The organism is Wolbachia endosymbiont (group A) of Gastracanthus pulcherrimus (assembly GCF_964028265.1).
In the GTDB taxonomy this organism is placed as follows: Bacteria; Pseudomonadota; Alphaproteobacteria; order Rickettsiales; family Anaplasmataceae; genus Wolbachia; species Wolbachia pipientis.
Genome location: NZ_OZ034763.1, coordinates 1,092,406 through 1,115,918, shown reverse-complemented (window position 1 = coordinate 1,115,918; position 23,513 = coordinate 1,092,406). Strand labels below are relative to the sequence as shown.

17 protein-coding genes and 1 pseudogene are annotated in these 23,513 nt (G+C 34.9%); 13 read left to right on the top strand and 5 right to left on the bottom strand.

Annotation, left to right across the window (positions count from 1 at the left end):
* Positions 1–9 precede the first annotated feature (9 nt).
* Positions 10–612 (bottom strand): cell cycle transcriptional regulator TrcR, encoded by a 603-nt coding sequence (locus ABWU47_RS05790; RefSeq protein ID WP_353285625.1) that lies wholly within the window; start codon positions 610–612, stop codon positions 10–12.
* Between the two features lie 331 nt (positions 613–943).
* On the opposite strand from ABWU47_RS05790, the gene ABWU47_RS05785 reads away from it, so the two are divergent.
* The 5 genes from ABWU47_RS05785 (at position 944) to trpS (ending at position 6,118) form a co-directional block, all read left to right on the top strand.
* On the top strand, positions 944–2,752 hold the full coding sequence (locus tag ABWU47_RS05785) for a peptidylprolyl isomerase (protein ID WP_236514542.1): 1,809 nt from the start codon (positions 944–946) through the stop codon (positions 2,750–2,752).
* Between the two features lie 401 nt (positions 2,753–3,153).
* Positions 3,154–3,474, top strand: coding sequence for a 30S ribosomal protein S16 (gene rpsP, locus ABWU47_RS05780; protein ID WP_006279266.1), 321 nt, complete (start codon positions 3,154–3,156; stop codon positions 3,472–3,474).
* A 10-nt stretch (positions 3,475–3,484) separates the two neighbouring features.
* Positions 3,485–4,471, top strand: coding sequence for a polyprenyl synthetase family protein (locus tag ABWU47_RS05775; protein WP_077188213.1), 987 nt, complete (start codon positions 3,485–3,487; stop codon positions 4,469–4,471).
* Between the two features lie 61 nt (positions 4,472–4,532).
* Positions 4,533–5,102 carry a nucleotide exchange factor GrpE gene (locus tag ABWU47_RS05770; RefSeq protein WP_006279387.1) on the top strand — a complete coding sequence of 190 codons (570 nt, stop codon included), beginning with the start codon at positions 4,533–4,535 and terminating at the stop codon, positions 5,100–5,102.
* Between the two features lie 17 nt (positions 5,103–5,119).
* Entirely contained in the window at positions 5,120–6,118 is a 999-nt protein-coding gene (gene trpS, locus ABWU47_RS05765) for a tryptophan--tRNA ligase (protein WP_006279388.1), read from the top strand.
* Between the two features lie 175 nt (positions 6,119–6,293).
* Here trpS and ABWU47_RS05760 read toward each other — a convergent pair whose 3' ends face one another.
* The 3 genes and pseudogenes from ABWU47_RS05760 to ABWU47_RS05750 all read right to left on the bottom strand — a co-directional run bounded on the left by ABWU47_RS05760 (position 6,294) and on the right by ABWU47_RS05750 (position 9,280).
* Complete coding sequence (locus ABWU47_RS05760; RefSeq protein WP_077188212.1) at positions 6,294–7,055, bottom strand: alpha/beta hydrolase; 762 nt, start codon at positions 7,053–7,055, stop codon at positions 6,294–6,296.
* Between the two features lies 1 nt (position 7,056).
* Positions 7,057–7,584: a c-type cytochrome gene (locus ABWU47_RS05755; protein WP_077190395.1), complete on the bottom strand. Its 528-nt coding sequence runs from the start codon at positions 7,582–7,584 to the stop codon at positions 7,057–7,059.
* 440 nt (positions 7,585–8,024) lie between these two features.
* A pseudogene (locus ABWU47_RS05750) lies at positions 8,025–9,280 on the bottom strand (IS4 family transposase).
* Positions 9,281–9,491: 211 nt separating this feature from the next.
* Here ABWU47_RS05750 and ABWU47_RS05745 point away from each other — a divergent pair.
* The 3 genes from ABWU47_RS05745 (at position 9,492) to ABWU47_RS05735 (ending at position 10,643) form a co-directional block, all read left to right on the top strand.
* Complete coding sequence (locus ABWU47_RS05745) at positions 9,492–9,632, top strand: hypothetical protein (protein WP_353285624.1); 141 nt, start codon at positions 9,492–9,494, stop codon at positions 9,630–9,632.
* Between the two features lie 62 nt (positions 9,633–9,694).
* The gene (locus ABWU47_RS05740; RefSeq protein WP_049973609.1) at positions 9,695–10,024 is read left to right on the top strand and encodes a transposase; all 330 of its coding nucleotides are present in this window, start codon (positions 9,695–9,697) and stop codon (positions 10,022–10,024) included.
* Complete coding sequence (locus ABWU47_RS05735; protein WP_082246250.1) at positions 10,008–10,643, top strand: transposase; 636 nt, start codon at positions 10,008–10,010, stop codon at positions 10,641–10,643. Before ABWU47_RS05740 ends, ABWU47_RS05735 begins: the two co-directional genes overlap by 17 nt.
* 603 nt (positions 10,644–11,246) lie before the next feature.
* Here the strand turns inward: ABWU47_RS05735 and ABWU47_RS05730 are convergent.
* Positions 11,247–12,773 carry a lysine--tRNA ligase gene (locus ABWU47_RS05730; protein WP_236514718.1) on the bottom strand — a complete coding sequence of 509 codons (1,527 nt, stop codon included), beginning with the start codon at positions 12,771–12,773 and terminating at the stop codon, positions 11,247–11,249.
* 108 nt (positions 12,774–12,881) lie between these two features.
* Here ABWU47_RS05730 and ABWU47_RS05725 point away from each other — a divergent pair, with 108 nt between their 5' ends.
* From ABWU47_RS05725 to ABWU47_RS05705, 5 genes are read left to right on the top strand one after another with little or no spacing between them, the layout of a single operon-like run.
* The gene (locus tag ABWU47_RS05725) at positions 12,882–13,178 is read left to right on the top strand and encodes a type IV secretion system protein VirB3 (protein WP_006279216.1); all 297 of its coding nucleotides are present in this window, start codon (positions 12,882–12,884) and stop codon (positions 13,176–13,178) included.
* Positions 13,179–13,187: 9 nt separating this feature from the next.
* A complete protein-coding gene (locus ABWU47_RS05720; protein WP_077188210.1) occupies positions 13,188–15,593 on the top strand; it encodes a VirB4 family type IV secretion/conjugal transfer ATPase in 2,406 nt (801 codons plus the stop codon).
* Entirely contained in the window at positions 15,586–18,150 is a 2,565-nt protein-coding gene (locus ABWU47_RS05715; protein ID WP_353285623.1) for a type IV secretion system protein, read from the top strand. Before ABWU47_RS05720 ends, ABWU47_RS05715 begins: the two co-directional genes overlap by 8 nt.
* Before the next feature lie 9 nt (positions 18,151–18,159).
* Entirely contained in the window at positions 18,160–20,535 is a 2,376-nt protein-coding gene (locus tag ABWU47_RS05710; protein ID WP_353285622.1) for a type IV secretion system protein, read from the top strand.
* Positions 20,532–23,513 carry a type IV secretion system protein gene (locus tag ABWU47_RS05705; RefSeq protein ID WP_077188207.1) on the top strand — a complete coding sequence of 994 codons (2,982 nt, stop codon included), beginning with the start codon at positions 20,532–20,534 and terminating at the stop codon, positions 23,511–23,513. Before ABWU47_RS05710 ends, ABWU47_RS05705 begins: the two co-directional genes overlap by 4 nt.

The following is a 23,513-nucleotide window of genomic DNA, read 5'->3' as shown; positions in this document are numbered from 1 at the left end:
TTTCAATAGCTATTCTTTATATTTTTTTAACCTTTCTTGCTTCTCCTCTTCTACTTTTGCTTTTTCCACTTCTGCTTCTAAATTTTCTTGACTACATAAGCCGAGTAGTACAGGATCTTGGGGTTTTATATTTTGCATGTTACGATGAGATCCATCTCTTACCTGCTCAACTGTGTAATTTGTTGTACTAATTAATTTAGCTATAACGTTATCGTCCAAGATAGGAAATTTTTTTACTAAATAATAAATCGCATCAGGTTTATCTCTACGTCTTGCCGTAGAGGCAAAGCCAAGAATGCTACCAATCGCTTTACTCCTTTTTTTTATATTTTTTATAATCAAATTTGGTACACGATTTGGATTTTTTTTGCAATCATCGATTTCTTTTTCAGTAATTATTCCAGAAATAATAGGGTTATATTTTTCTACTTCTATTTCCTCATCAGCTATGTCTTGTACTTCTTCAAGGGCCAATCTGCAACATTGTGCTATTTGATTAAAAGTTAAACCAGTGTTGTCTACTAACCAAGCAGCTATTTGCACTAGAAACTGTTTATTTCTATCGTTATTGCCCTTAGAAGATTCCATTGACATCAAAAAAGCATCTCCCATTTAAAGTATCCCTTACTGTTATACAGAGCTAAAATATAAACTATTAAAACTAAAAAAGCATTAATTTTGTCATTCAATAACTTTTTGTTTGTCACTTCCCACCTCTTAAGTTAATTAAATGCGCTTACCTTTAAGCATATTTCAAACAAAATATTTCCCCTTCCTAAGGTATAGTATAACTCAGTTAAACATATGTTCCTATTTAAGATTAGAGAGTTAAATTTTAAGTTAATATATTGTAATATTATATATATTAGCTAATAAAGCAACAGGTTTACAAGCATTAAATTATCACTATTCTATAATTAATCATTAATTAACTGGGTTTAAAATGAATGTTAAAAATTTTTTCACTAAAGTAACCGTTGTCCTTTTAGCTTGCTTGTTAATCTTCATGGGAATTGGCAACCTTTTATCAGGTGATGATGAAAAAGAAGAGGTAGCTAGGGTTGGAAAAGAAGTTATAACGTCAGATGAGTATAAATCACTATATCAAAATTATGAAAAGCAAATTTCTGGATCTGATGCGAGTAGAGAACAAGTAAAAAAGCTGAAATATGATTTGCTTAACGCACTTATAGAGCAAAAACTATTGTTTAACCTAACTAGTGAGCTGGGGTTGACAGTTGGAGAAGAATCTATAAAAAACCATATTAAAAACACCAAATACTTTCAAAATGATAAAGGTGAATTTGACAAAAATAAATTCTATGAAACGCTAAATGACCTGCATATGACAGAGAAAGAGTATATAGCAAAGCTAGAGAAAGTCCTGCCTGCAATGATGTTCATGACTTCATTATTTAAAGATAATTATCCAGTAACTTTTGGCGAGAAAATTGATGAGCAGATATACAAAAGTCGCTACCAAACTAGAGTAGTTGATATTGTTAAAATAACTGAAGATGCAGTTACAAACATTCCTGAACCAGATGATCAAGCCTTACTTGATTTGTACGAAAGAAATAAATCCCATTTTTATTATCCTGAGTATCGAACTGCGCAATATATTTCCCTAGGCCAAAAGTATTTTGAAGATCAAATCAAGATCTCAGATGAAGAAGTTGATGGTATAATAGAACAACAAGAACTTAAAAATCAAAGAGATATATTCAATGCAATATTTTCTACCAAAGAAGAAGCTGAGACAGCAAGAAGAGCATTTGAGGAGGGTAAAACAAGCTTTGAACAGATAGTAGAAGAGTTTGGCAAAGCAAAACTTGAGGAAACTAGAGTAAATAATATAACTAAGGATTTTTTACCAGAAGACGTGAGAGAGAAGGTATTTGCTCTTAAAGTAGGTGAAGTAAGTGAAGTTTTAGCAAGCAGTTTTGGTTGGCACATAGTAAAAGTGGAAAGTGCGCATCAAATCTCTGATGAAGACTTAGTTGATTTAAAAAAAGACATAAAGTCAGTTCTAACTAACCAAAAGTCTTTTGAAAGAGTCAATGATTTCATAAACCAAGTGAACTATAAGATATACAATGGTTCAGAAATTGAAGAAATATTGAGTGAATATAATTTACCTATACAAACTATTGGTCCAGTAGATGCGAGTGGAAAAGATCAAAGCGGTAATAACGTAGGAGATTCTGGTGATTTGATTTCTTTCATTTTTTCGCGAGAAAAGGATCAGAAAGGTTATTTTAAGGGCGTTGGGGACGCTGTTGTTAGTGTAAAAATCGTCGATATCGTTCCACCCAAATTGCAAAGTTTTGAAGAAGGCAAGGCATTAGCGGTAGAGCTTTGGCGTAGTGAGTTTATAAAAGAAAGAATGTTTAAATTCGGGCAAGAGGTTGCAGTTCAACTAAGAGAAAAAACAGATTTGGAAGAAATTCAAGGTGTGGAATTAGTTAAAGGTCAGCAGATGCACCGCAATAAAGTGGATCAACAAAACTACCCCTTTTCTTTTGTAGAAGAGATTTTCAATATGAAAACAACTGGTTCAGTGACAGATCCTATTCAATACAATAATGAAATTATAATAGGTGTTCTAAAAGAAATGCATTCATCAAATGGCAAATTAAACATGCTTGACACCGGAAAACGTGTGATGATATCGCTAAAAGAGCAATTAATTAGCTATCTGGAATCAAAGTATAAAGTCGAAGTTAATCACGCTATACTTGATGATATATAATCAAAAATCTTATAAGTTGCTTCAAACGCATCCAGTGCCCAGACACACAACTGTACGAACATTGCGATTTGAGAGCAATCTTCACTAGAAAGGATGTCATCCCAGTGCCCAGACACTGGGATCCAGGAATTTTATTAAGTTGGTAAGCATAAAAGTAGCCGTTTTATGTTAAAATACAACGTTTTAATGATTAAAAAAAGGCTGGATTCCAGTGTCAAGCACTGGAATGACACCATTTGCTGTGCAATTTACCTTCACAAATGAATGTTCGTATAGCTGTACACCCGGCACTGCCCTACATTATTGGTAATTATATTATAAGGTGCAAAAGTTGTATAATTCATTTGACTTAAAACGGCTCATTGTATAAAATTGTGGCTAATATATGAATAAAGGTTAACATGGCAGTTAAAATAAGGTTGGCGAGGTTTGGCGCAAAGAAACGCCCTTTTTATAGGATAGTTGTAGCTGATTCACGAGCACCAAGAGATGGGCGTTTTATTGAGAAAATAGGACAATATGATCCAATGTTACCAAAAGACAATAAAAATCGTGTTGTGGTGAAAGCTGATAGGTTAAAACATTGGCTAAGTGTAGGCGCGCAGGCAACTGAAAGAGTACTGTGGTTTATCAAAAAAGGCATAGTAACTTTAGAAACAGAACCAAAGAAAACAGAAAAGAAGAAAGTAGAGAACGAGAAAGCACAAGGGCAAGAGGCATAAGTCTCTTAAAATGCTAAATACTGATTTAACAAACAGCGATAAATTAGACGATATTGTATCTTCTGATTTGTCAGCTATGAATGACTTTGTCTTCAAAAATGTCAATGATGAAGATGCTAAGCTTGCTGCTGATATTATATCTCATCTTGTTAGGTCAGGTGGAAAAAAAATAAGGCCTAAACTAGTTTTTATTATATGTAAAATGCTAAACTATTCTGGGGAGAATAGGATCAACGTTGCTGCATCGGTAGAGTTTATACACAATGCTACTTTACTTCATGATGATGTGCTCGATGAAAGTGAGGCACGCCATGGAGTTAAAACAGCGAATAAGATTTGGGGAAATAAATCAAGCATTTTAGTTGGTGATCTATTGTTGACTCTAGCATTTAGATGGCTTATAGAGTGTGGAAATTTAAATATTCTCTCTATTTTATCTAAAGCATCGCATTTACTTGTGAAGGGTGAAATAAAGCAGATGAAAGCACGCTTTGACCCCCACACAGTCAGGGAAAATTATTTTGATATCATTGGAGAAAAGACAGCATCTTTATTTTCTGCATGCTGTGAAGCTGCATCAACAGTATCTGGTGCAACAAATGACGAAACAGAGAGGCTAAAGAATTTTGGTTTTAATTTTGGTATGGCATTTCAAATAGTTGATGATATGCTCGATTATACTGCTAATCAAGGCACTTCTGGAAAACAAGTCGGAAAAGACTTTTTCGAAGGTAAAGTCACCTTACCTGCTATTATAGCATACGAAAAGGGCAGTCCAGCAGAGCAAACATTCTGGGAAAAATGCTTTTCTTCAGCTAGACACAATTTTGACCAAGCATTACACTATATTAATCACCATAATGCCATTCAGCTTTCTATGGAAAAAGCTAGACACTACATTAATATGGCACAAAATGATATTAGTACTTTTTCTGATTCTTTTTATAAAACTACTTTAATTAACTTTTTAAATGCGAGCATAGAAAGACGAATGTAGCTGGCGCTTGATATTTTCAGATTAATTGTTATATATTTATTAGATTCTTAAGGGTAATGATATGTCAGATAGCAGTAAGGAGAAAAAGAAGAAGTTTGCTGATATGGTAAGTAGGCAGAAAGGTGACGACCAACAAAGTGATAACCATAAGCAAACTGATGATTTAAATGAAGATCTCAATACATTAAAAGAACGTGCAGTTCAGCTTGAAGATCATTTACGCCGTGCTGTTGCAGATAATGAAAACGTCAAACGTATAATGCAAAAGCAAATTAGCGATGCAAGTGACTACGCAGTCACAAAACTTGCACGTGATATGATCGACTCGTGCGACAATTTAAAAAGAGTAATGGAAATTTTGAAAGACGGTGATCCTGTTCATGAGGGGATTAAAGTAGCTTATCAAAAAATTATAAATGATCTAAAAAAACATGGAATAGAGGAAGTAGATCCATTTGGTGAGCTTTTTGATAGTAATTTACACCAAGCTGTTGTGGAAAGAGAAGACAATGAAAAAAAGCCTGGCACCATTGTAGAAGTACTACAAACTGGTTATACTATCAAAAATAGGTTGCTCCGTCCTGCAATGGTTATTCTTTCTAAGAAATCTGCTGATTGTGGAAGCGATTAGCATGAGGTAAATGTATAATGACAAGTATTGTCTTTTCAGGTATCCAGCCAAGTGGCGTACTACATTTAGGTAATTATCTTGGTGCAATCAAACAGTGGATAGACTTACAGGATAAATACAAATCTCTTTTTTCTATTGTCGACCTACACGCAATCACAGCAAATAAGCTTCCCGCAAGTGAATTAAAAAGTAATATTTTCAAAACAGCAGCAGCTTATATTGCATGCGGAATAGATCCAGAAAAGTCCATTATTTTTAGTCAGTCCACAGTTAGTGGTCATGCAGAACTGGGCTGGCTGCTTGGATGCTATACACCAATTGGTTGGCTTAATCGCATGACTCAATTTAAAGATAAAGCTGGCAGCGATAAACAAAAAGCCTCTCTTGGATTATATAGTTATCCAGTACTTATGGCTGCAGATATATTGTTGTATCAAACTAAATACGTTCCTGTTGGTGATGATCAAAAACAGCATTTGGAGCTTGCACGTGATATTGCATCAGCTTTTAACAATCATTATAAGCTGGATTATTTCATCGTACCTGAAATCTTAACTTTGGATTGCACATCAAGGATAATGAGCTTAAGGGATGGCACAAGCAAGATGAGTAAATCTGATCCTTCAGAACATTCGTGCATTAACCTTGATGATACGGATGACTTAATTGTCAAAAAAATAGAAAAAGCAAAAACAGATTCAATTCTAGGCTTTGCTACTTTAAAGTGCCGACCAGAAATAAGCAATTTGATAAACATTTATTCAGTGCTTAGTAATGTAAATGCGGAAAAAGTATGTGAAGAAGTGAACAAACATGACATGAAGCACTTCAAAAAAGAGTTAGCTGATTTAATTATCAGTGTTATATCACCCATACGTGAGAAAATGAATGATCTTTTAAAAGACCAATTCCATTTACATGAAATATTAAAAAAAGGCACAAAGAAAGCAGCAGAAATTGCAACCCATAATATAAAAGAAATCAAGGATATTATTGGATTTGCTCAATATCTGTAAGGTTCCAAAGTGTGATGGTGCGAACCGTCATACCGCCGCGGTATCTCAGCCGCTAACACGTAGCGGGATGACGGTTTTTCAAATTGTCGGTAAATCTAAGTCAGTTTAGCTATAGGCAGCAATTTTCTGTATTTATTTTAAGTTGAAGAAAGCTCAAATGAAAAATCGTGTTTTGCTAAAAATCACAGAATGCAGTCTGGTTACAAAATTCTCTAATGGTCTTAAATAAAACTTCCAGTGAATGATTGTCAGACATATTGTGCTCTGCTGATTTTATTAAGTGTACTTCAACATCGGTTGACTTAATTTTTTCAACTAAATTCAATGAAGTTTGATAAGGAACATCTTTATCATTAATGCTATGCAGCAAGCGCACAGGACAGTTTATCTCTATTGTCTTTTTGTTTAAAAGAAGGTTCTTTCTGCCATCTTCGATCAAATTTTTAGTTATTTTGTATGTACAATGCTCTGAAGTAAAATCTATTACACCTTTAGAATCTAGTTCTTCTTTTTGCTTGCCTGACAATTGCTTGAATATCAAATCTTCAGTAAAATCGGGAGCAGACGATATACCAATTAGTGCTGCAATTTTTTCTGGAAATTGAAGGGCAGTGAGCAACATCAGCCATCCTCCCATACTTGAACCTATAATTATTTGTTTATCGCTAGTTAATTCACTCATTACTTTAGCACAATTTTTTTGCCAATCACTTATCGTGTAATCAATAAAATTACCACTTGAATGACCGTGACCAAAATAATCAAATAGCACAAGTGCTACGTCATTTTCTTGGCAAAATTTGTAAATAGCAGTTGCTTTAGTTCCATCCATATTGGATGCAAATCCACCGAAAAAAACTACAGAAGCTTTCTTTCCTTGTAGCTTTCGATATGCTATGTGACCATTATTTCCATCAAACAATTTACAATAATCCATACTACTTTGGCAAAGCAACCGGGCTATCACTCAATTGATGCAAATAACTAACTAGATCTGCAATTTCTTGTGGATTGGAAATACCTGCAAATGCCATACGTGTACCTTTTATATAGGCTTTTGGGTTCTTTAAAAAGGCAAATAGCTCCTCATACCCCCATTTTCCACCTCTTTCAAGCACTGCTTTTGAGTAATTGAATGAGTTACCAAGATGGGCCTTTTTATTTCCAACTATGTTCCATAAGTTTGGTCCTACTTTATTCATTCCACCTTTCTCAAAACTATGGCAGGCTATACATTTTTTTGCTGCTGATTTACCTTTCTCAAAGCTAGCATTCTGCATGAGCGCTCCAATATCAAGCGCCACTTGCTCGATTTTTTGCTGGAACTCATTGCTGCCAGCAGCTACTATCGTTTGGTGTTCAATCTTATATTCTTCTGGACTGTAAAGCATATCAACTACATTACTAACCATCATAATGATTAGCCCAGAAAGTAAAATCGATGCTGCAATCTTATTAAGCTCCATAGTTAATTTTTATTAAGTAATGTTACTTAAATTATGCGAATATTTTCGCAAATAGCAACCAATTACCTTGAAGCTCGCTAAAGATGAGAGTCTCTATAGCTGACCCAAGAAAGGTTTTCCTACGTCCATACCGCCGCGAACCGTCATACCGCGATTCATTCGCGGTATCTCAGCCGCTAACAAGAGATCCCGCTAACAAGTAGCGGGATGACGAGGTTCACTGCCATTAAGTTAAGGAAAGAATGGTTAAAAACTGAACTAAAAAGTCAGAAATAATTAAGGATTTATGACAAATACTGAAACAGAATAGAGTAAACTTTAAAGCAGATAAACTCTGAAGTGTAAATTACTTAAGAAATAGTTTGTTTAGAAGTCATTTTACAGGAGCTATGGCAATAAGCTACCCAGTTATTATCAGAAGATATGAATACTACCTCTAGTCAAAATATGTGTTTTCTAACCCTTTTTTGGTAATTGAACGAACGAAGATAAGGTACCTTATGACGATCAACTTTCCTTCCCTTTCTTACCGCCAAAGTGTTCATCAAAAATAGCTTTGATAATTGATCCATAATGCAGTCAGTATCTGATTCCGTAGCAAAAATGTCGAAAGCCAAGTTTTTGATCGCGTTAAATGAGACAGATTTGTTAATGCTCCTCTTAAGCTTATCATCGGTTAAGTCCATATTCAACGCTTCTTCTACATCTTCTGTCATAACACTTTCTAGGTTGCTAATAAAGATAGCTGACCAAAAATCCTGTTTAACAGACTCAACACTTTTTCCTGTAAAATTTTCTAGACTTAGTCTTCCTTTGAGTTTTGCAAAAAATGTCTCAACTCCCCAGCGTAAAAAATATAACTCCTTAAATCCTCCAGTTTGAAACTTTTGTTCATCCATTAATGATGTAGCTAACACTTCAATTTCACCAGATGGCAGTACCACTTTGAAGCGTTATTCCACTATTTTCTTGTTTTATCTTACGCTGAGCACATATGGTAACCTCAACACTAGATGGGCTTTTTTCTTCAAACATAGCATTCACTTCATTAAAAGATGATCTGGGACATCGAATGACATAAGCAATTTTTCTTTTTGTAAGGCTAGAAAGAAATTTATAAGATAAATATACAAATCAGTAAGTCATTAGTATTTACAACTTTAAGCATTTCATCTGCTAAGTTAATTTCATGAGTGTTACCTCTATCTAACACTGACCTTATGGCAACATTATTTAGCACATCTTAACAAACCGCAAAGGTTGCACTTGCATAATCACCTAAATCTTTTGGTTTTTGGTTACGTATTTTTCTTGAGCCAAATTCATTTTTTATTTCAACGCTTGTTGGTAAAATGATTTTGGAGGCATCAAGAGCTAACACTCTAAAGCCAAAACAAGTTTTAAATTTTTGGTCTTGGTAGTACAAGGAAACCACACCTTCGTTAATTTCTGAAAATGCACTGTGTTTCATTTTTTTTCTTGCTTGACTAAAAGCACTAGCAGTAACGGTATAGTCTTTTTTCCTATATAAAATAAATTCGTTTAGTATTACTTGCAGCGACTTTACACTTTTTCTTAAAATTAAGATAAATATGTCAATAAAAGATAACTTCCTCTTTCTCATAAAATCTTTTGAAGATGATTTATGGGATTCTATAAATTCTAGACTTGCCAATTCATTTTGAATAAATTTTATTACTGCCTTTTTTACTCATACTACCTTTAAACTTATTGGTATACATCATTATCCCATAAAATCTATCTTTTTTCCTTAACTTAATGGCAGTGAGACGAGGTTATCGTCATGCCGCCACGAACCGTCATACCGCGATTCATTCGCGGTATCTCTTAGCCGCTAACAAGTAGCTGGATGACGATTGTCAGGGTGTAATCCCAGTGTCCCTATGATGTCATCCCAGTGCCCAGACACTGGGATCCAGGAAAGTTTGCTTGTAAGCAAGCAAACTAGCACAGAAAGTGGTTACAACATTTTCGATGAGATTATATGGAAAACTGGATCCCAGTGGGCTTTGTTGCATAGCAACTGAAAAATCTGGTGGCTACTGACAAAATTCATTATAAATAGCGATTTAACTGTTGAAGAAAAAATATGCCACAAAAAATGAGGGTCAGTAACCATAGCGAATATAACAAATTTCTAGAAAAAAGAGGAAATATTTTTCATTATACCAACGAAGCCATAGAAAAGTGGTACGAGAATGGTCCAAAAATACCAGGTGGCAACAATATTTATAGCGATAAAGTTGTAATTTTGGTGCACATAATAACTTGTTTATTTAGAATAGGCCTGAGGCAAACAGTTGGGTTTATAGCAGGATACCTTGAGCAAATTGGGAAAAATTTGCAAGTTATCAGCTATTCACAATCATCAAGAAGGTTTAAGAAACTCAATATTAAGATCAATGATTGCAGAAAATAATATGGAAGATATCGAAATTGCTATAGACAGTACAGGAATTAGTATATACAACAACACTCCTGGTCATAGCAAAGAAAATAGCGAAGATAGAAAGTATCGCAGCTATGAACAGACAAGAAAATTGCATGTAATGTTGAATACAAACAGCAAAAAAGCCATAGCTGTAAAATACAGTAACGGTGTCTACTCTGATCACTATGGAGCTTGTGATTTGCTAAAAGAAGTCGATTTTCAGTATGTCATAAAAGTACTATATGCAGATAGGGCATATGACAGAGAAAAGCTCTATAAGCTGTGTAATCAATATGGTATAAAAACGAAAATTCCTCCGAAAAACAACGCAGCAGAGCATCCAAAATTGGATTATATGCTTGATAGAAATGCCGCTATTCAGTTAATGAAATTACATGGTGAGAATGGTATAAAAAGATGGAAAGAAGAAGTAAATTACGGAAAAAGATCGTATATTGAAGGATTTTTCTCAAGGTTGAAGCGAATATTTGGGTTTAGTTTTAGGAGCAAATCTGAAATTAATCGTGAGAAGGAACTGCTACTCAAGTGTTATTTGCTTAACAAATTTACTGAAATAGGCATGGCTAAGTTTGAGATAGCTTCATGAATTTATTGTACGTTACCTACTATCCGAAGAGCGATGCAACAAAGCCATTCCAGCGTCACGCGCTGGAATGACACCTCTCTTGGGCTCTCTTAGCTATAAATATTAAGGAATTTACCAAACGAAAAAAAAGGCAAAAGAAGCCCCGTGGTTGGCTAATTACTTACATTATACTTTCAAGTATGGCGTTTTTTTATTCTAAACGCTTAATAACCGCGATTTAGTTGCTTTTAAGCCGCAACTAATCTAAATTATAAACATTAAGAAATTTACTAAACAGAAAAAAAGGCAAAAGAAACCCTAGGGTAGCTAGTTATTCACTATCCATTTTTTAAATCGGCGTTTTTTGATGTTTTAAATGCTTTATAAGCGCATTTCAGCTTATATTAGGTAAAAACCTAGAAATTTTATAAAGACATAAGGTGCACATAGTGCAAAAAATTAAACATGGGACGCCAGATACGTGAGTTTTTTTGTCATTTAATCTGTACAGAGAAGATAAATAAATAGCTTCAGTTTCATGATAAGGGAGCTGGCGAAGGGTGTCAAGTAAGTTTTTTCGTTTCTATTTCCAATAAAAGTTTGTTATATGGTTATGCAAGAAGTCTATTTAATAGCGCTTTCTATGAGAGAAATCGTATTATCCATTCCATAAAGCTTTATGAAAGATCCCATTCTTGGACCGGTTTTTTGGCCAAGTAACGTTTCATATAATAGCTGAAACCAGTCACGTAAGTTAGTGTAATCATATTTTTTTCCAATAGAAAATACCTGAGATTGAATTTCTTCAGCAGTAGCAGTTATAGATAGAGAATGTAAAGTGTCCTTCAAATCTAGTAACGCTTCTTTCTCTTTTTCATTTGGAGTTTTATATGATTTTGTTGGCTTGATAAAATCGTGATAATACTTTACTGCAAAGTCTGAAAGTCTATCAAGCATTTTATTATTTTCTGGTGTAACGTTTGGTGCATAAGAGGATATAAAACCCCATAGGATCTCTTTGTTTTCAGCATTACAAGCTGCTGCTAGGTTTAAAAGTAGTGAGAAATTTATGCCTGAAGTTTCTATACTGGGAACATTGCCCTGGTGAATGTGCCAAGCAGGATTATTTATATCCTTTTCTTTGTTCTCATGATAACGCTTTACAAATTCTAAATATTCATCAGTTGATTTTGGTATCACATCAAAATATAAACGTTTAGCTTTTTTAGGACTCTGAAAAATGTACAATGCTAAGCTCTCTGTTGGTGCGTAAGTTAGCCACTCTTCAATTGAAATGCCATTTCCTTTTGATTTTGATATTTTCTTTCCTTCTTTATCAAGGAAAAGCTCGTAGCAAAACAGAAGTGGTGGCTTTTCTCCAAGTATTTCACATATTTGACTTGAAAGCACAGCAGATGGAGTTAAATCTTTTCCGTGAGCTTCGTAATTTACTCCAAATGCGGCCCACCTCATTCCCCAATCAGGTTTCCATTGCAGTTTACATTTTCCTTTTGTCACTGGAACTTCTATTTTTTCCCCGTTTGGGTCTTCATATGTGATTGTTCCTTTCTCTGTATTTGTTTCAATTACTGGAACTTGTAAAACTTGAGAAGTTTTTGGGCATATTGGCAAGAATGGACTATAAGTCTGCTGTCTTTCTTCCCGAAATGATGGAAGCATTACGTCCATCACTTTATCATAATTTTTCAGTAAGAGTAAAAGTTTTTCATCGTAAACGCCAGATTTATAACACTCTGTTGCACTCCTGAACTCGTATTCAAATTCAAACATATCAAGAAATTTACACAACAATGAATTCATATGATGACCATAACTCTGATGAGTGCCAAATGGATCAGGTATCATAGTCAATGGTTTATTTAAGTGCTCTCTTAGCATCTCTTGATTTGGCACATTATCTGGTATTTTTCGCAAACCATCCATATCATCTGAAACTGCAATGATTTTGGTTTTTATACCAGGAGCTATTTTTTTTAATGCATTTACAATAACTGTAGTGCGGAAAACCTCTCCAAAGGTTCCTATGTGGGGTAAACCAGAGGGTCCATAACCAGTTTCAAATATTATTTCTTTTTTATTAGGAAACTCTTGCAATATTTTTTCTGCTTCTTGAAATGGCCAACTTGTCATTATCGGGATTAAATAATGTATCTTAACTTAAAGTGCTACTAGTTTCAATGGATTTTTAATATAATGATATAGTATTAGTGTTAGAGCTATTATTAGAAGGTTAAAGATATGTCCACAGGTAGTATACAAACAGATCAATTATTTAAAGGTCTTACAAGACCTGCAATGCTCTTTGGTGTGAGTTATATGTTTGCAATATTAAACGTCCTGATTTGCATGCTAATTTTCATTAATTCAAATGATTTAAGAGTGATTCTCTTAATGTTACCAGGTATGCATGGACTTGGTTATATAGCTTCTGCAAAAGAACCGTTGTTTATTGAATTATTTATGGTAAAATTGGGAAAGTGCTCGAAATGTTTAAATCGTTTTTACCATGGAGCCAATTCTTATGATATTGCTTAACGTTGTGTGATGCTGAGGTTTAGGGCTATTCAATCAAAGAATAAATCTACTCTGAACAGGGAAGTTCACGCTGCTGAATTTATTCCTTATTCTTGCTATTGGAATAGCACAACCTTGATGACAAAAGAAAATTGGTTGGTTAAGGTTATAAAATTAAGTGGTTTTGCATTTGAAACTGCCGATGACGAGGATTTAGTCATACAGAACAACATCAGGAATCAGATGCTAAGAAGCATTTCATCTCCGGCATTTAGTTTGTATTTTCATACTATCAGACGTAAGAAAAATATTTTTTCTGATGAATTTGCAAGTCAAGGTTTGCCGAATTTTTTCGCTAATCACGTAAATCTAAAATGGAGAGAAAAACACGCAACAAGGCAATCATTTATTAATGACCTATACATTACGATTATCCGTAGAGCGGACACAAAAGGAGTAGAATTTTTGTCACATCTACTAAAAAAATTCGGACGTGTAACTTCAAAACATGCTTGGGAAAGTGATATACGTGCCACGTATGAAGATTTAGAGGAAACGACAAATCGTGTAGTGACAAGCCTTAGAAATTATTCGCCTAAAATTCTTGGAGTAAAAGAAACTCCAGATGGTTTGTTCTGCGAAATAATGGAGTTTCTATCTAGAATCGTAAATTGTGGCTTCGTTACAAATACGCTTTTTCCGCTAAGAACTGAAATATCAAGATACTTACCAGTACATAGGTTATTCTTTGGCCGTAAGATGATACAGGTTGTGACTCATAATGAGAGTAAATATGCTGGAATAATTAGTATCAAAGAATATGGAAATCATACTTCTGCAGGAATGCTTGATTCGTTTTTACAACTTCCTTACGAGTTTATAATTACGCAATCTTTTCAATTTATAAACAGGCAAATGGCGATTGGAAAAATGCAGATACAGCAAAATCGAATGATACAGTCTGCAGATAAAGCTATTTCTCAAATAGCAGAAATTTCTCAAGCGCTTGATGACGCAATGAGTGGTAAGATTGCGTTTGGTCAACATCACCTGACTATTTTATGTATAGAAAAAAGTCCTAAATCATTGGATAACGCTCTGTCGTTGGTAGAATCAGAGCTTTCTAATTGCGGTGTTTACCCTATACGTGAGAGAGTTAACCTTGAACCAGCATTTTGGGCGCAAATTCCTGGTAATTTCGATTATATAGTGAGAAAAGCTACAATAAGTAGTCTTAATTTGGCTGGATTTGCATCTCAACATAATTATCCTACTGGTAATAAATTCAATAACCACTGGGGAGATGCCGTTACAGTTTTTGACACGACATCTGGTACTCCATTTTTTTTCAACTTTCATATAAGGGATGTTGGACACACTATGATAATTGGCCCAACTGGTGCTGGTAAAACTGTTTTAATGAATTTCCTGTGTGCCCAAGCGATGAAGTTTTCTCCAAGGATATTCTTTTTTGATAAAGATCGCGGTGCAGAGATTTTCTTAAGAGCACTTAGTGGTATCTATACTGTAATAGAACCAAGAACTAAAACAAATTTTAATCCTTTACAACTTGATGATACCTCTGATAATAGAACATTTTTAATGGAGTGGATAAAGTCTTTAATTTCGGTATATAATGATAAATTTACTTCAGAAGATATTGCACGAATTAATGATGCAATTGAAGGAAATTTTAAATTAAGAAAAGAAGACAGATTCTTGAGAAACCTCGTACCGTTTTTAGGGCTTGCAGGTCCTGATACTCTAGCTGGGGCAATATCTATGTGGCATGATAATGGTTCTCATGCTGCAATATTTGACAATAAAGAAGATTTGCTAGATTTTTCACGAGCAAGAGTATTTGGTTTTGAGATGGCTAGCTTGCTCAAAGATCCTGTTGCTCTTGGACCGGTCTTGATTTATTTATTTCATAGGATTAGTATATCTCTTGATGGCACTCCATCTATTATCGTTCTTGATGAGGCATGGGCGTTAATAGATAATCCAGTTTTTGCACCCAAGATAAAAGACTGGTTGAAGGTACTGAGAAAACTAAATGCTTTTGTGATTTTTGCTACTCAGAGTGTTGAGGATGCAAGTAAAAGTACTATTAGCGATACGCTTGTACAACAAACAGCGACACAGATTTTTTTACCAAATCTGAAAGCTACTAGTGTCTATCGGGATGTTTTTATGTTAACTGAACGTGAATATATATTAATTAAGCACACAGATCCGAGTACTAGATTCTTTTTGGTGAAACAAGGAGTCAATGCTGTAGTAGCTAGAATAGACTTAAAAGGCCTGGATGATATAATCAACGTATTATCCGGACGTGCAGAAAGTGTTCTATTGTTACACGATATATTAAATGAAGTTGGGGACAACCCAAAAGTATGGTTGCCTATATTTTATCAGAAGGTAAAAAATGTTTAAGACTAAGCTGTCATTGCTATTAATTGCGATATTTTTACTAAATATAGACTTTTTACTCTCATATCCAGTGCTTGCAGATGGAGTAAGTGGTACTGACAAGACAGAATTTGTTAGCAGATTTAATTCCACTGGCAGTTTTAGTCGTGCCTCTAATCCTGATTGTGGAGCGTTTAAAACAGCTGCAGCACTTGCTGGAATAGCGATTGCTGTTGGCGCAATATTTACTGGCATTGTTTTGATCGTTTCTTCTGCTGGTTTGTTTACCGCTCTTGTTACTGTTGGAATGATAGCTGCAATTGTTGGAGTCTGGAAAGCGATAGGAGGGCTTGTTGTTTGTGAACATAGTTTTGTTAAACACCCAGTTGCACGTGATCATGATGGAAAATACAAAAATTTTAAATTAGAAGACACAGGTTATAGTGGCTGCACCAATGAAAATTACCAAACAGAAGAGGAATATTTTTCTTGTTTGCAAAATAAAGCTCGGGAAGACGTGAACAAAAAAGATTATGACGGGAAAAGAGCAGAAAAAGAAGCCTTAAATTCTAACGTTCAGGAGAGTACAGAGAGTTATTACTGGCCAAAAAACGGTGTGCAATACAGTGAATATATAGAAGTATGTCATCGAAACCCTTTAACTTTTGGTAATCTTTTTAACAAGAAAGACTTTGATTTCAGAAAAGAAACTGGATACATAGATTTTGATGTCAGGGAGAAAGATACTGGATATGTAGATGGGTCATGGTCCCCGAAGGTTGATGGTGAGCTGAAATGTAAAGTTCTCAAAGCAGGACAGAGCGAACCCATACATGGAGCTACATTTAAAGCAGTAAGAAAAATGGGCAGATTATGTGTGGAGTTAGCAAGTGTGAAAATGCTTGGTATCGAAATGACTCCTTGGCCGCAAGGGGTTGATATGGGGTGCACGGAATTGCCACCTGACCCACTTGCTCCTATGTGTGAAAAATCTGTGATGATATTCAAAAATAAAGATGGTACAGGAGAGGAAAAAGTTCCTATTGGTAATAATGATGACTATAAAACTATTATCAGATCTAAAGAAAAAAGACTCAACGGACAAGGGGGGAAAATTTTTGTAGGTTATGATAATGCTGGCTGTTTTAGCTCGTATGTTTCTGAAGCTTGTTATAACCAGGCAGGGAGTAAATCATTAGCTCCTATTCCCGTAACTTCTATGATAGTGCAATGCATTAAGGAATCGTTAGATAATTTAGTTGCAGGTAAAGGTGCACCAAATGGTGAGAGTTTTATATCTGTAGCACAGAAAAGGCTGAAAAACACTGTAACTGCTGTTTTAGTTTTAGCTTTAATACTGTTCTCTATAAAAGCCATGTCTGGTGGAGTTCAGAGGCCTCAAGAAATGTATATGTTGATCATAAAATTCGCTTTAGTGATTTACTTCACAACAGGCAGTACCATGTCTCATTATTATGGAGAATTAACTCGTCTCTCAAATGGTTTGTCAGAGATAGTGCTAAAAGCATCATCTGAAAGTAAAGGCATATGTAATTATAAAGCAGGTACAGATTATGAATATACTCGTGCAGGAAAGAGGGTATCTTACAGTTATCTTGCACCTTGGGATAGGCTTGATTGTAGAATTTTATTTTATTTAGGTGCCCCTTTAGATGGAATTGGTGGCAAAATTGGTACTGGAGGTGTTGCAACGTTAGCAGTCTTGCTTGGTGCTGCTCCTGTCTTATTAGTTGCAGGTTCGGTAATCGGTATTATTTTTGCTGGTGGACAAATTTTAGTAGCTCTTGTCTGTATATTTATGGCCGTTCTGATGATGATGGTTATTTTGTGGCTGTGCTATGTATTTATTTTATCTCTAGTTGCTTTAAGTGTAATCATCATTTTATCACCTTTGTTCATTCCTATGGTTTTATTCCAACACACCAAAGGATATTTTGAAGGCTGGGTGAAAGAGTTGATTACCTATAGCTTATACCCGGTTATCCTTTTTGCGTTTTTGTCCTTTATGTTCATAGCATGTGATAAAATCTATTTTAAAAATTTAAATTTTGAACTGGACGAGTCATATAAAAATGAACAACCGGACAAGTCATATGAAAAGAAACAAGCAGAAATCTCATATAGTAAGAAAAAACAGTGGTTTAAATTGAAAAATGGGGAATGTGATAAAAATGAAACTACTCTTGCATGTATGATGCAAAATTATAGCTTTAAAAAGAGCAGCATACTTGGTCTATTCGACTTTACATACATGGAGTTTGGCAGCTCTCTCATCGGAGAATTATTAAAATTGTGTTTAGTATTATTCCTCTTTTACCACTTTTTAAACATTCTTCCTGGCATGGCTGCTGAACTTGCTGGTAACCATAGAGCAGCACTTGGCTCAGGTCAGACACCTGGACAAATGGTGGGCAAAGCTTTATCTGCTGCCAAAGCTGCTGCTGGGGGTGTTGCTGGAGTTGCTGGTGCTGCTGCTAAGAAGTTGAGTGGTGGAGACAAGAGTAAATCTCGAGGTTCTGGTTCTAGTAGCTCCGAGAGTGTTAACAAAAGCACTGAATGAGTTGGATTTATGCTAAAATTTTTGCTGATAATACCGTTTTTTTTTCTGTCAGGCTGCGGGGAACATCACTGTATTAAGCCAGAAAATTTATCAGGTTTGCGTGAAAAACTAGATATAGTGTCAACAGAGCAGAAGTGGGTTGATTCCGGTGTTAATATCTCAGATAGAATAAGAGTAACAGAGATTGGTATAGTGCCTAGTAAGGTTAATTTTTGCCCTAAGCAGTATGAAGATTTTGCAATTGGGCCTGGGGAAAATAGCGTTACATTACCATTTGCACTTAAGGAAGGCGATACGATAAGCTTTAGTGTTATTGGAAGTAAAGTGTGTAAAGATAAAGAGAGTGAGACAAAAATCAGGTATGTGAAAATTGATGAAAAGTGCAGCGAACAAGAAACGGAACATTTTGCACATGTTTTAAATCGAGAAGGATGTCAGGGTGAAATATGTCCTAATAAATATATAATAGGCGATGCGCAATGGTTGAATGGAAAAGAGTACTGGGATTCAGATTTTTCGCAGTTAAGTCAAGATACAAACATTATTAATTCTATAAAACAAGGAGAAAGTGTAAACTGCAGTGAGCTTTCAAGTGATCAGAAAAACAAAACAGATACGCGCATTTTGAATTTACTCTGCGGACGTATATGTAAATTTCCTTCCGACAGCGGAAACAAAGGTTGCGCATACATTGAATACAATAGTATAGAAGGTGAGATATTCAATGCTTTAAATTCTAGTGGTGAATCTGTTATTGCTGAAACTATTAGTAACGTATTAAAGGAAAAACAGGTAAAAACTGACATTGCACTATTACGTGTTCACATGGATGGTGAAGATTTTGAACACATTCCAACAGGTGGCATATGCACTAACTGTGATTATAAGATAGAAAAATACCATCGAACACCAAGTTTAACTTTTAGTTTATGTAGTAGAAATGACGAGCACTGCTATGATAGAAATGACAAAGGTGGTTTCAACATAAGAGTAGCGAAGAACCACAGTCTGGAGAATAGTTTGTATATAAGCGTCTCTGACAAACTTCCTGAGCATAAGCCTGGTGAAAACCAAGCGGATATATCTGTAGATATCAGCAAAGTTCATGATACTGAGTACATGGAAGGCTTAAAGGAAAAGTTAAAAGAAAAAAAAGGCACCATATATTATGGAATAAGAGACCATGGCTGCGATTACAAAAATGAAGGTCAGTTTAGTATTAACCTAACAACTAAAGAGCCACCTACAAAAACTTTTAGTGCAATATATAATTTCTTTGATGAAAAAGTGAAAACTGCATTTTTCGGCTCTAATTATAAAGACCCTAACGCAATTCACTCTGATACTAGTCCTGTGAAGTCTCTTTACGAAAGTTTTATAAAATCAAGCAGAACAAATACCATTAGATCTACTATAATATCACTATTAGTACTATATATAATCTTATATACTCTTTATTACTTTTTTGGATTAACTCATATTTCTATATATGAGTTTTTAATTATATGCGTAAAGATAGGAATCATCGCCCAGCTATTGCAGGATAATAGCTGGGACTTTTTTTATAACAACGCATTCTCTATATTTATTAACACTCCAAAACAACTAATAGAAATAGCAAATTTTAGAGGCACTACTTCAAATGTTTTTGAGTTTCTTGATTTGCCGCTCAATAGGTTCTTGTCATCGCATTCAGTATTGTTAATAGTATCTCTTATATTTTCTGGCCCTTTGGGCATTGTATCTTTTTGCTTGGTGATTTGGGGTTTAATCACAGTGAGCTTATCTATTTTTAATGCCTTATTTTCTTTTATTACATCTATAGCAATAGTTGCGTTATTACTTTCTTTAGCACCTATTTTTATTATTTGTCTTTTATTTGCGTATACTAGGCAGATGTTTCAAAACTGGGTTAAAAATTTAGCAAGATTTGCAATTCATCCAGTGGTCCTTTTAATTTTTATATCACTGATAAGTCAGGTTATGGATTATATTGTGTATTCAGTATTTGATTGTGAGGTCTGCTCTACATGTATACTTAATATTAACCTAAAGATTTTTAACCCTTGTATTTTTTATGGTTATGCTTCCAAATATACACCTAATATTACCGCTATGATGGCTTTTGTTATTTTGGGACACGCTATGAAAGCTTTAGTTGAAGCTTCTTCGGCAATATCTGACTCGTTGTTTGGTGCTTATGTAGCAAGCGAACCTGGAAGACAGTATCAACAAAGCTTAATGGGAACAGTAGGGTTAGATGAACAAAGCGTTCAAAGAAGAGAAAGAGGAGATTCCTCTCAACAGTCAGGTACGTCAAGACCTCAAATACCACAAGGGACTCAAAGGTCAACGCCTCAGATACCACAAGGAAGACAGCAATGATAAGTAAAAGATCACTATTGTTGATACTGTGTCTTGCAATCACTGGTTGTAATATGGATTGTGTCGAGCCTGGGTTGCAGAGCAAAAACACCAGCGTTAATGTGGATGTTCCAGTTCGTAAAGCCGATAAAATTCATTGGGTTGATTCTGGTCAGGTAATTAGTCAGGGTGAGAAAATCAAATTCACCCTCGATGGATCAGTAAATTTTTGCCCTTTTAAAGAAGACAAAAATCCAAGGAAAGTACTTGTGCCAGCTAGCTTTTGTGCTGATGGCTCAGAACCAAATTATAGTAAGGCTGCGGATATTAATAGTGTACCTAACAATTATGGTGTTAATGAAAGTAAAAACGAACTATGTGGTGGCAAAGGATTTGGCAGCAATAGACGTTATGTGGACACTGGAATTAAAGTAAATCCTGGTGACAAGTTAAGCTTCAGCTTAGTTCCCAGAAAAATAACAATTGATTACGACAATCCAGAAGGGAAAGGCATCAATTTTGATGACAATTGTTATAAAGCTGTAGAAAATGACCGTAAGGAAACTGTATATAAGAAAGCTACAGTGAGTGAAGTACATCAGGGGGGAGAGTTTTTTTGTGATGGTAAAGATGGTACAAAAAATAAAATACAATTTTTACCTCTTGATAAAACAAAAGCAAAGGAAAGCAAAGTGCTAGTTGGCAATGGGTATACCCCATATGATAATAAGGTGCATTTTAATAAAGGTTATATTCAAGACAACGAACCATGGGTATATGGTTCACTACTTGATTTACGCCGCGCTAAAATAGGATTGAACGAGTTATGTGATGGAAAAAACTGTAGTCTTGATGAGAGAAAAAAGTACTCCTCCTATGAGCTTAACTGTTACCATCAAAATATATGCTATACTGAGAAGGGTATATGGAACTATGGTTTAGGTCAAGCAGGAGAACGGAACTGTGTCTCCTCTATAAGGTATAAGAAGTACGATAAAGGAAATAAATGTGATATGTATTCTTATCTAGAAAAAATGGAAGGGAATGTTAAAGCAGGTAGTTTTACTGAAGATGATAAATCTTGGGCTGAGGCTCTTGTTGCAAAAATAAGCGATCCAGGTGATGCAAGTATTTCTGAAGGCAAGCGTAATGATATGAAGGGCGATGCTAAAGGTATTCAATGTCTTCCAAAAAGAGGAGGAGCAGGAAAGGAGAAAAATGATAAACTAGTATGCTCAAAAATCAGTGATAATTTTGAAGATTTTTCCTTAAAATTAAATCATGACTATCCAATAGGAAGTGTAACACCTGGTAGCAGTGTGATGCTTGCCATTGCAGATTATGGTCACTATGGAGCTAATAGAGGTGGGTACCATGTTAAAGTGACTAGATCATGTGAATATATTAATGGCGAAAAATTATATGTATATTTAGGTGATGAGCCACCTAAAGATTTGCATGGTGTGGGAACTAATGATTTTAAAGTGGTAGGAGTGAGAGAAAGAGTAAACGGAAAAGATGAGTACACCATATTAGATGTAATAAGCGGAGAACACTTTCAGAACGAAGAATCTAAGAAGATATATTTCGGCATCAATGTAAGCAACGTAGAGAGAGATGACATTACAGATGAAAATGGCAAATATTATGAAAATAATAAGTACACAGTAACTTTATTTGTTAAAAGAAAAATTAATGATTTTATTTCATCGAATGTAAACGGGGTATTTAAACTTATAAAAGAAGAAGTAATTGGGGACAGCGTTAAAGATTCATACAAAGGATATGCAAGAGGTCTTCTTCAAGGGGTAAGAGCTTTGCTTACTCTATACGTTATATTTACTGTCGTTGGCTATATGCTTGGAACAATACAGCTAAGTAAATTTGATTTCATTGTAAGAATGTTCAAGATAGCATTTATAGCTTTTGCCTTTAGCGATAGAAGCTGGGAACTTTTTGGTACAACTTTATCCAGACTTTTTATAGATGGTAGCACTTATTTGGTTGATAGCTTTTCTGGCTATATAGGGGAAGGGGGGAGAGAATTTGCATTCTTAGACTTGACAGCAGGAGTATTATTCACAGCAGAAACTTGGTTAAAGTTTTTATCATTGATGCTCTCTGGTCCTTTTGGCTTTATTGCATTTTTGGCAATACTCTACGCTACTTTTATGTTCTTAAAATGCATTATTAGCGCTACGTTTAAATATGTAATATCTACTGTTCTAGTGGCGTTTTTACTGTCATTAACACCTTTATTTATCGTATTTATTCTATTTCAAAAGACTAAACCCTTGTTTGATAATTGGATAAAAACGTTGGCTCATGTTTCATTAGAACCAGTCATTTTATTTTCATTTTTATCTCTTTTAAATCAGTTGATGTATTCAGTTTTATATAACCTCACAAATTTTTCTGCATGCTATCAATGTTTAATTAGCGTAAATTTCTTATCGTATGATCTGTGCTTGATGAAATCAATACTGCCTCTTGGATACAGTCCTGGCACTAGCGTTGATGTTGCACTCAGTACCGGAGAAAGGGCTGGTGGACACTTTGCAGCATTACCTATAGACCTAATCCAGGCGTTTATATACCTCATTATTGCCGGTGCAATGGAAGCTTTTGTTTCTATATCGGAAACTATGGTACAAACACTATTTAGCTCTGGTTATGGAGTTACTGGCGGTGTTGGTACAGTTGCTAAGAGCGCATCGCAAGCTATGCTGTCAACCGTTGGCCTTGATGATAAGACCCAAAGTATGATACAGAGTATCAAGCAGAAAATGAGTAAAGATCGGGGAAAAATTGAGGCTAAATTACCTAACACGCCAAAGCAACCAGACAAAAAAGAAGATTCTAAAGGAAGTTCTGATAAAACAACGAGTGATAGACCTAAAACATTAAAACAATCAGATCAGCAAAAAAATTCTGATGAAACAATAAGAAGTGATCCTAGTGCTAAAGCTAAAAACAAGGAAGAAAATGGAGAGGAGTAA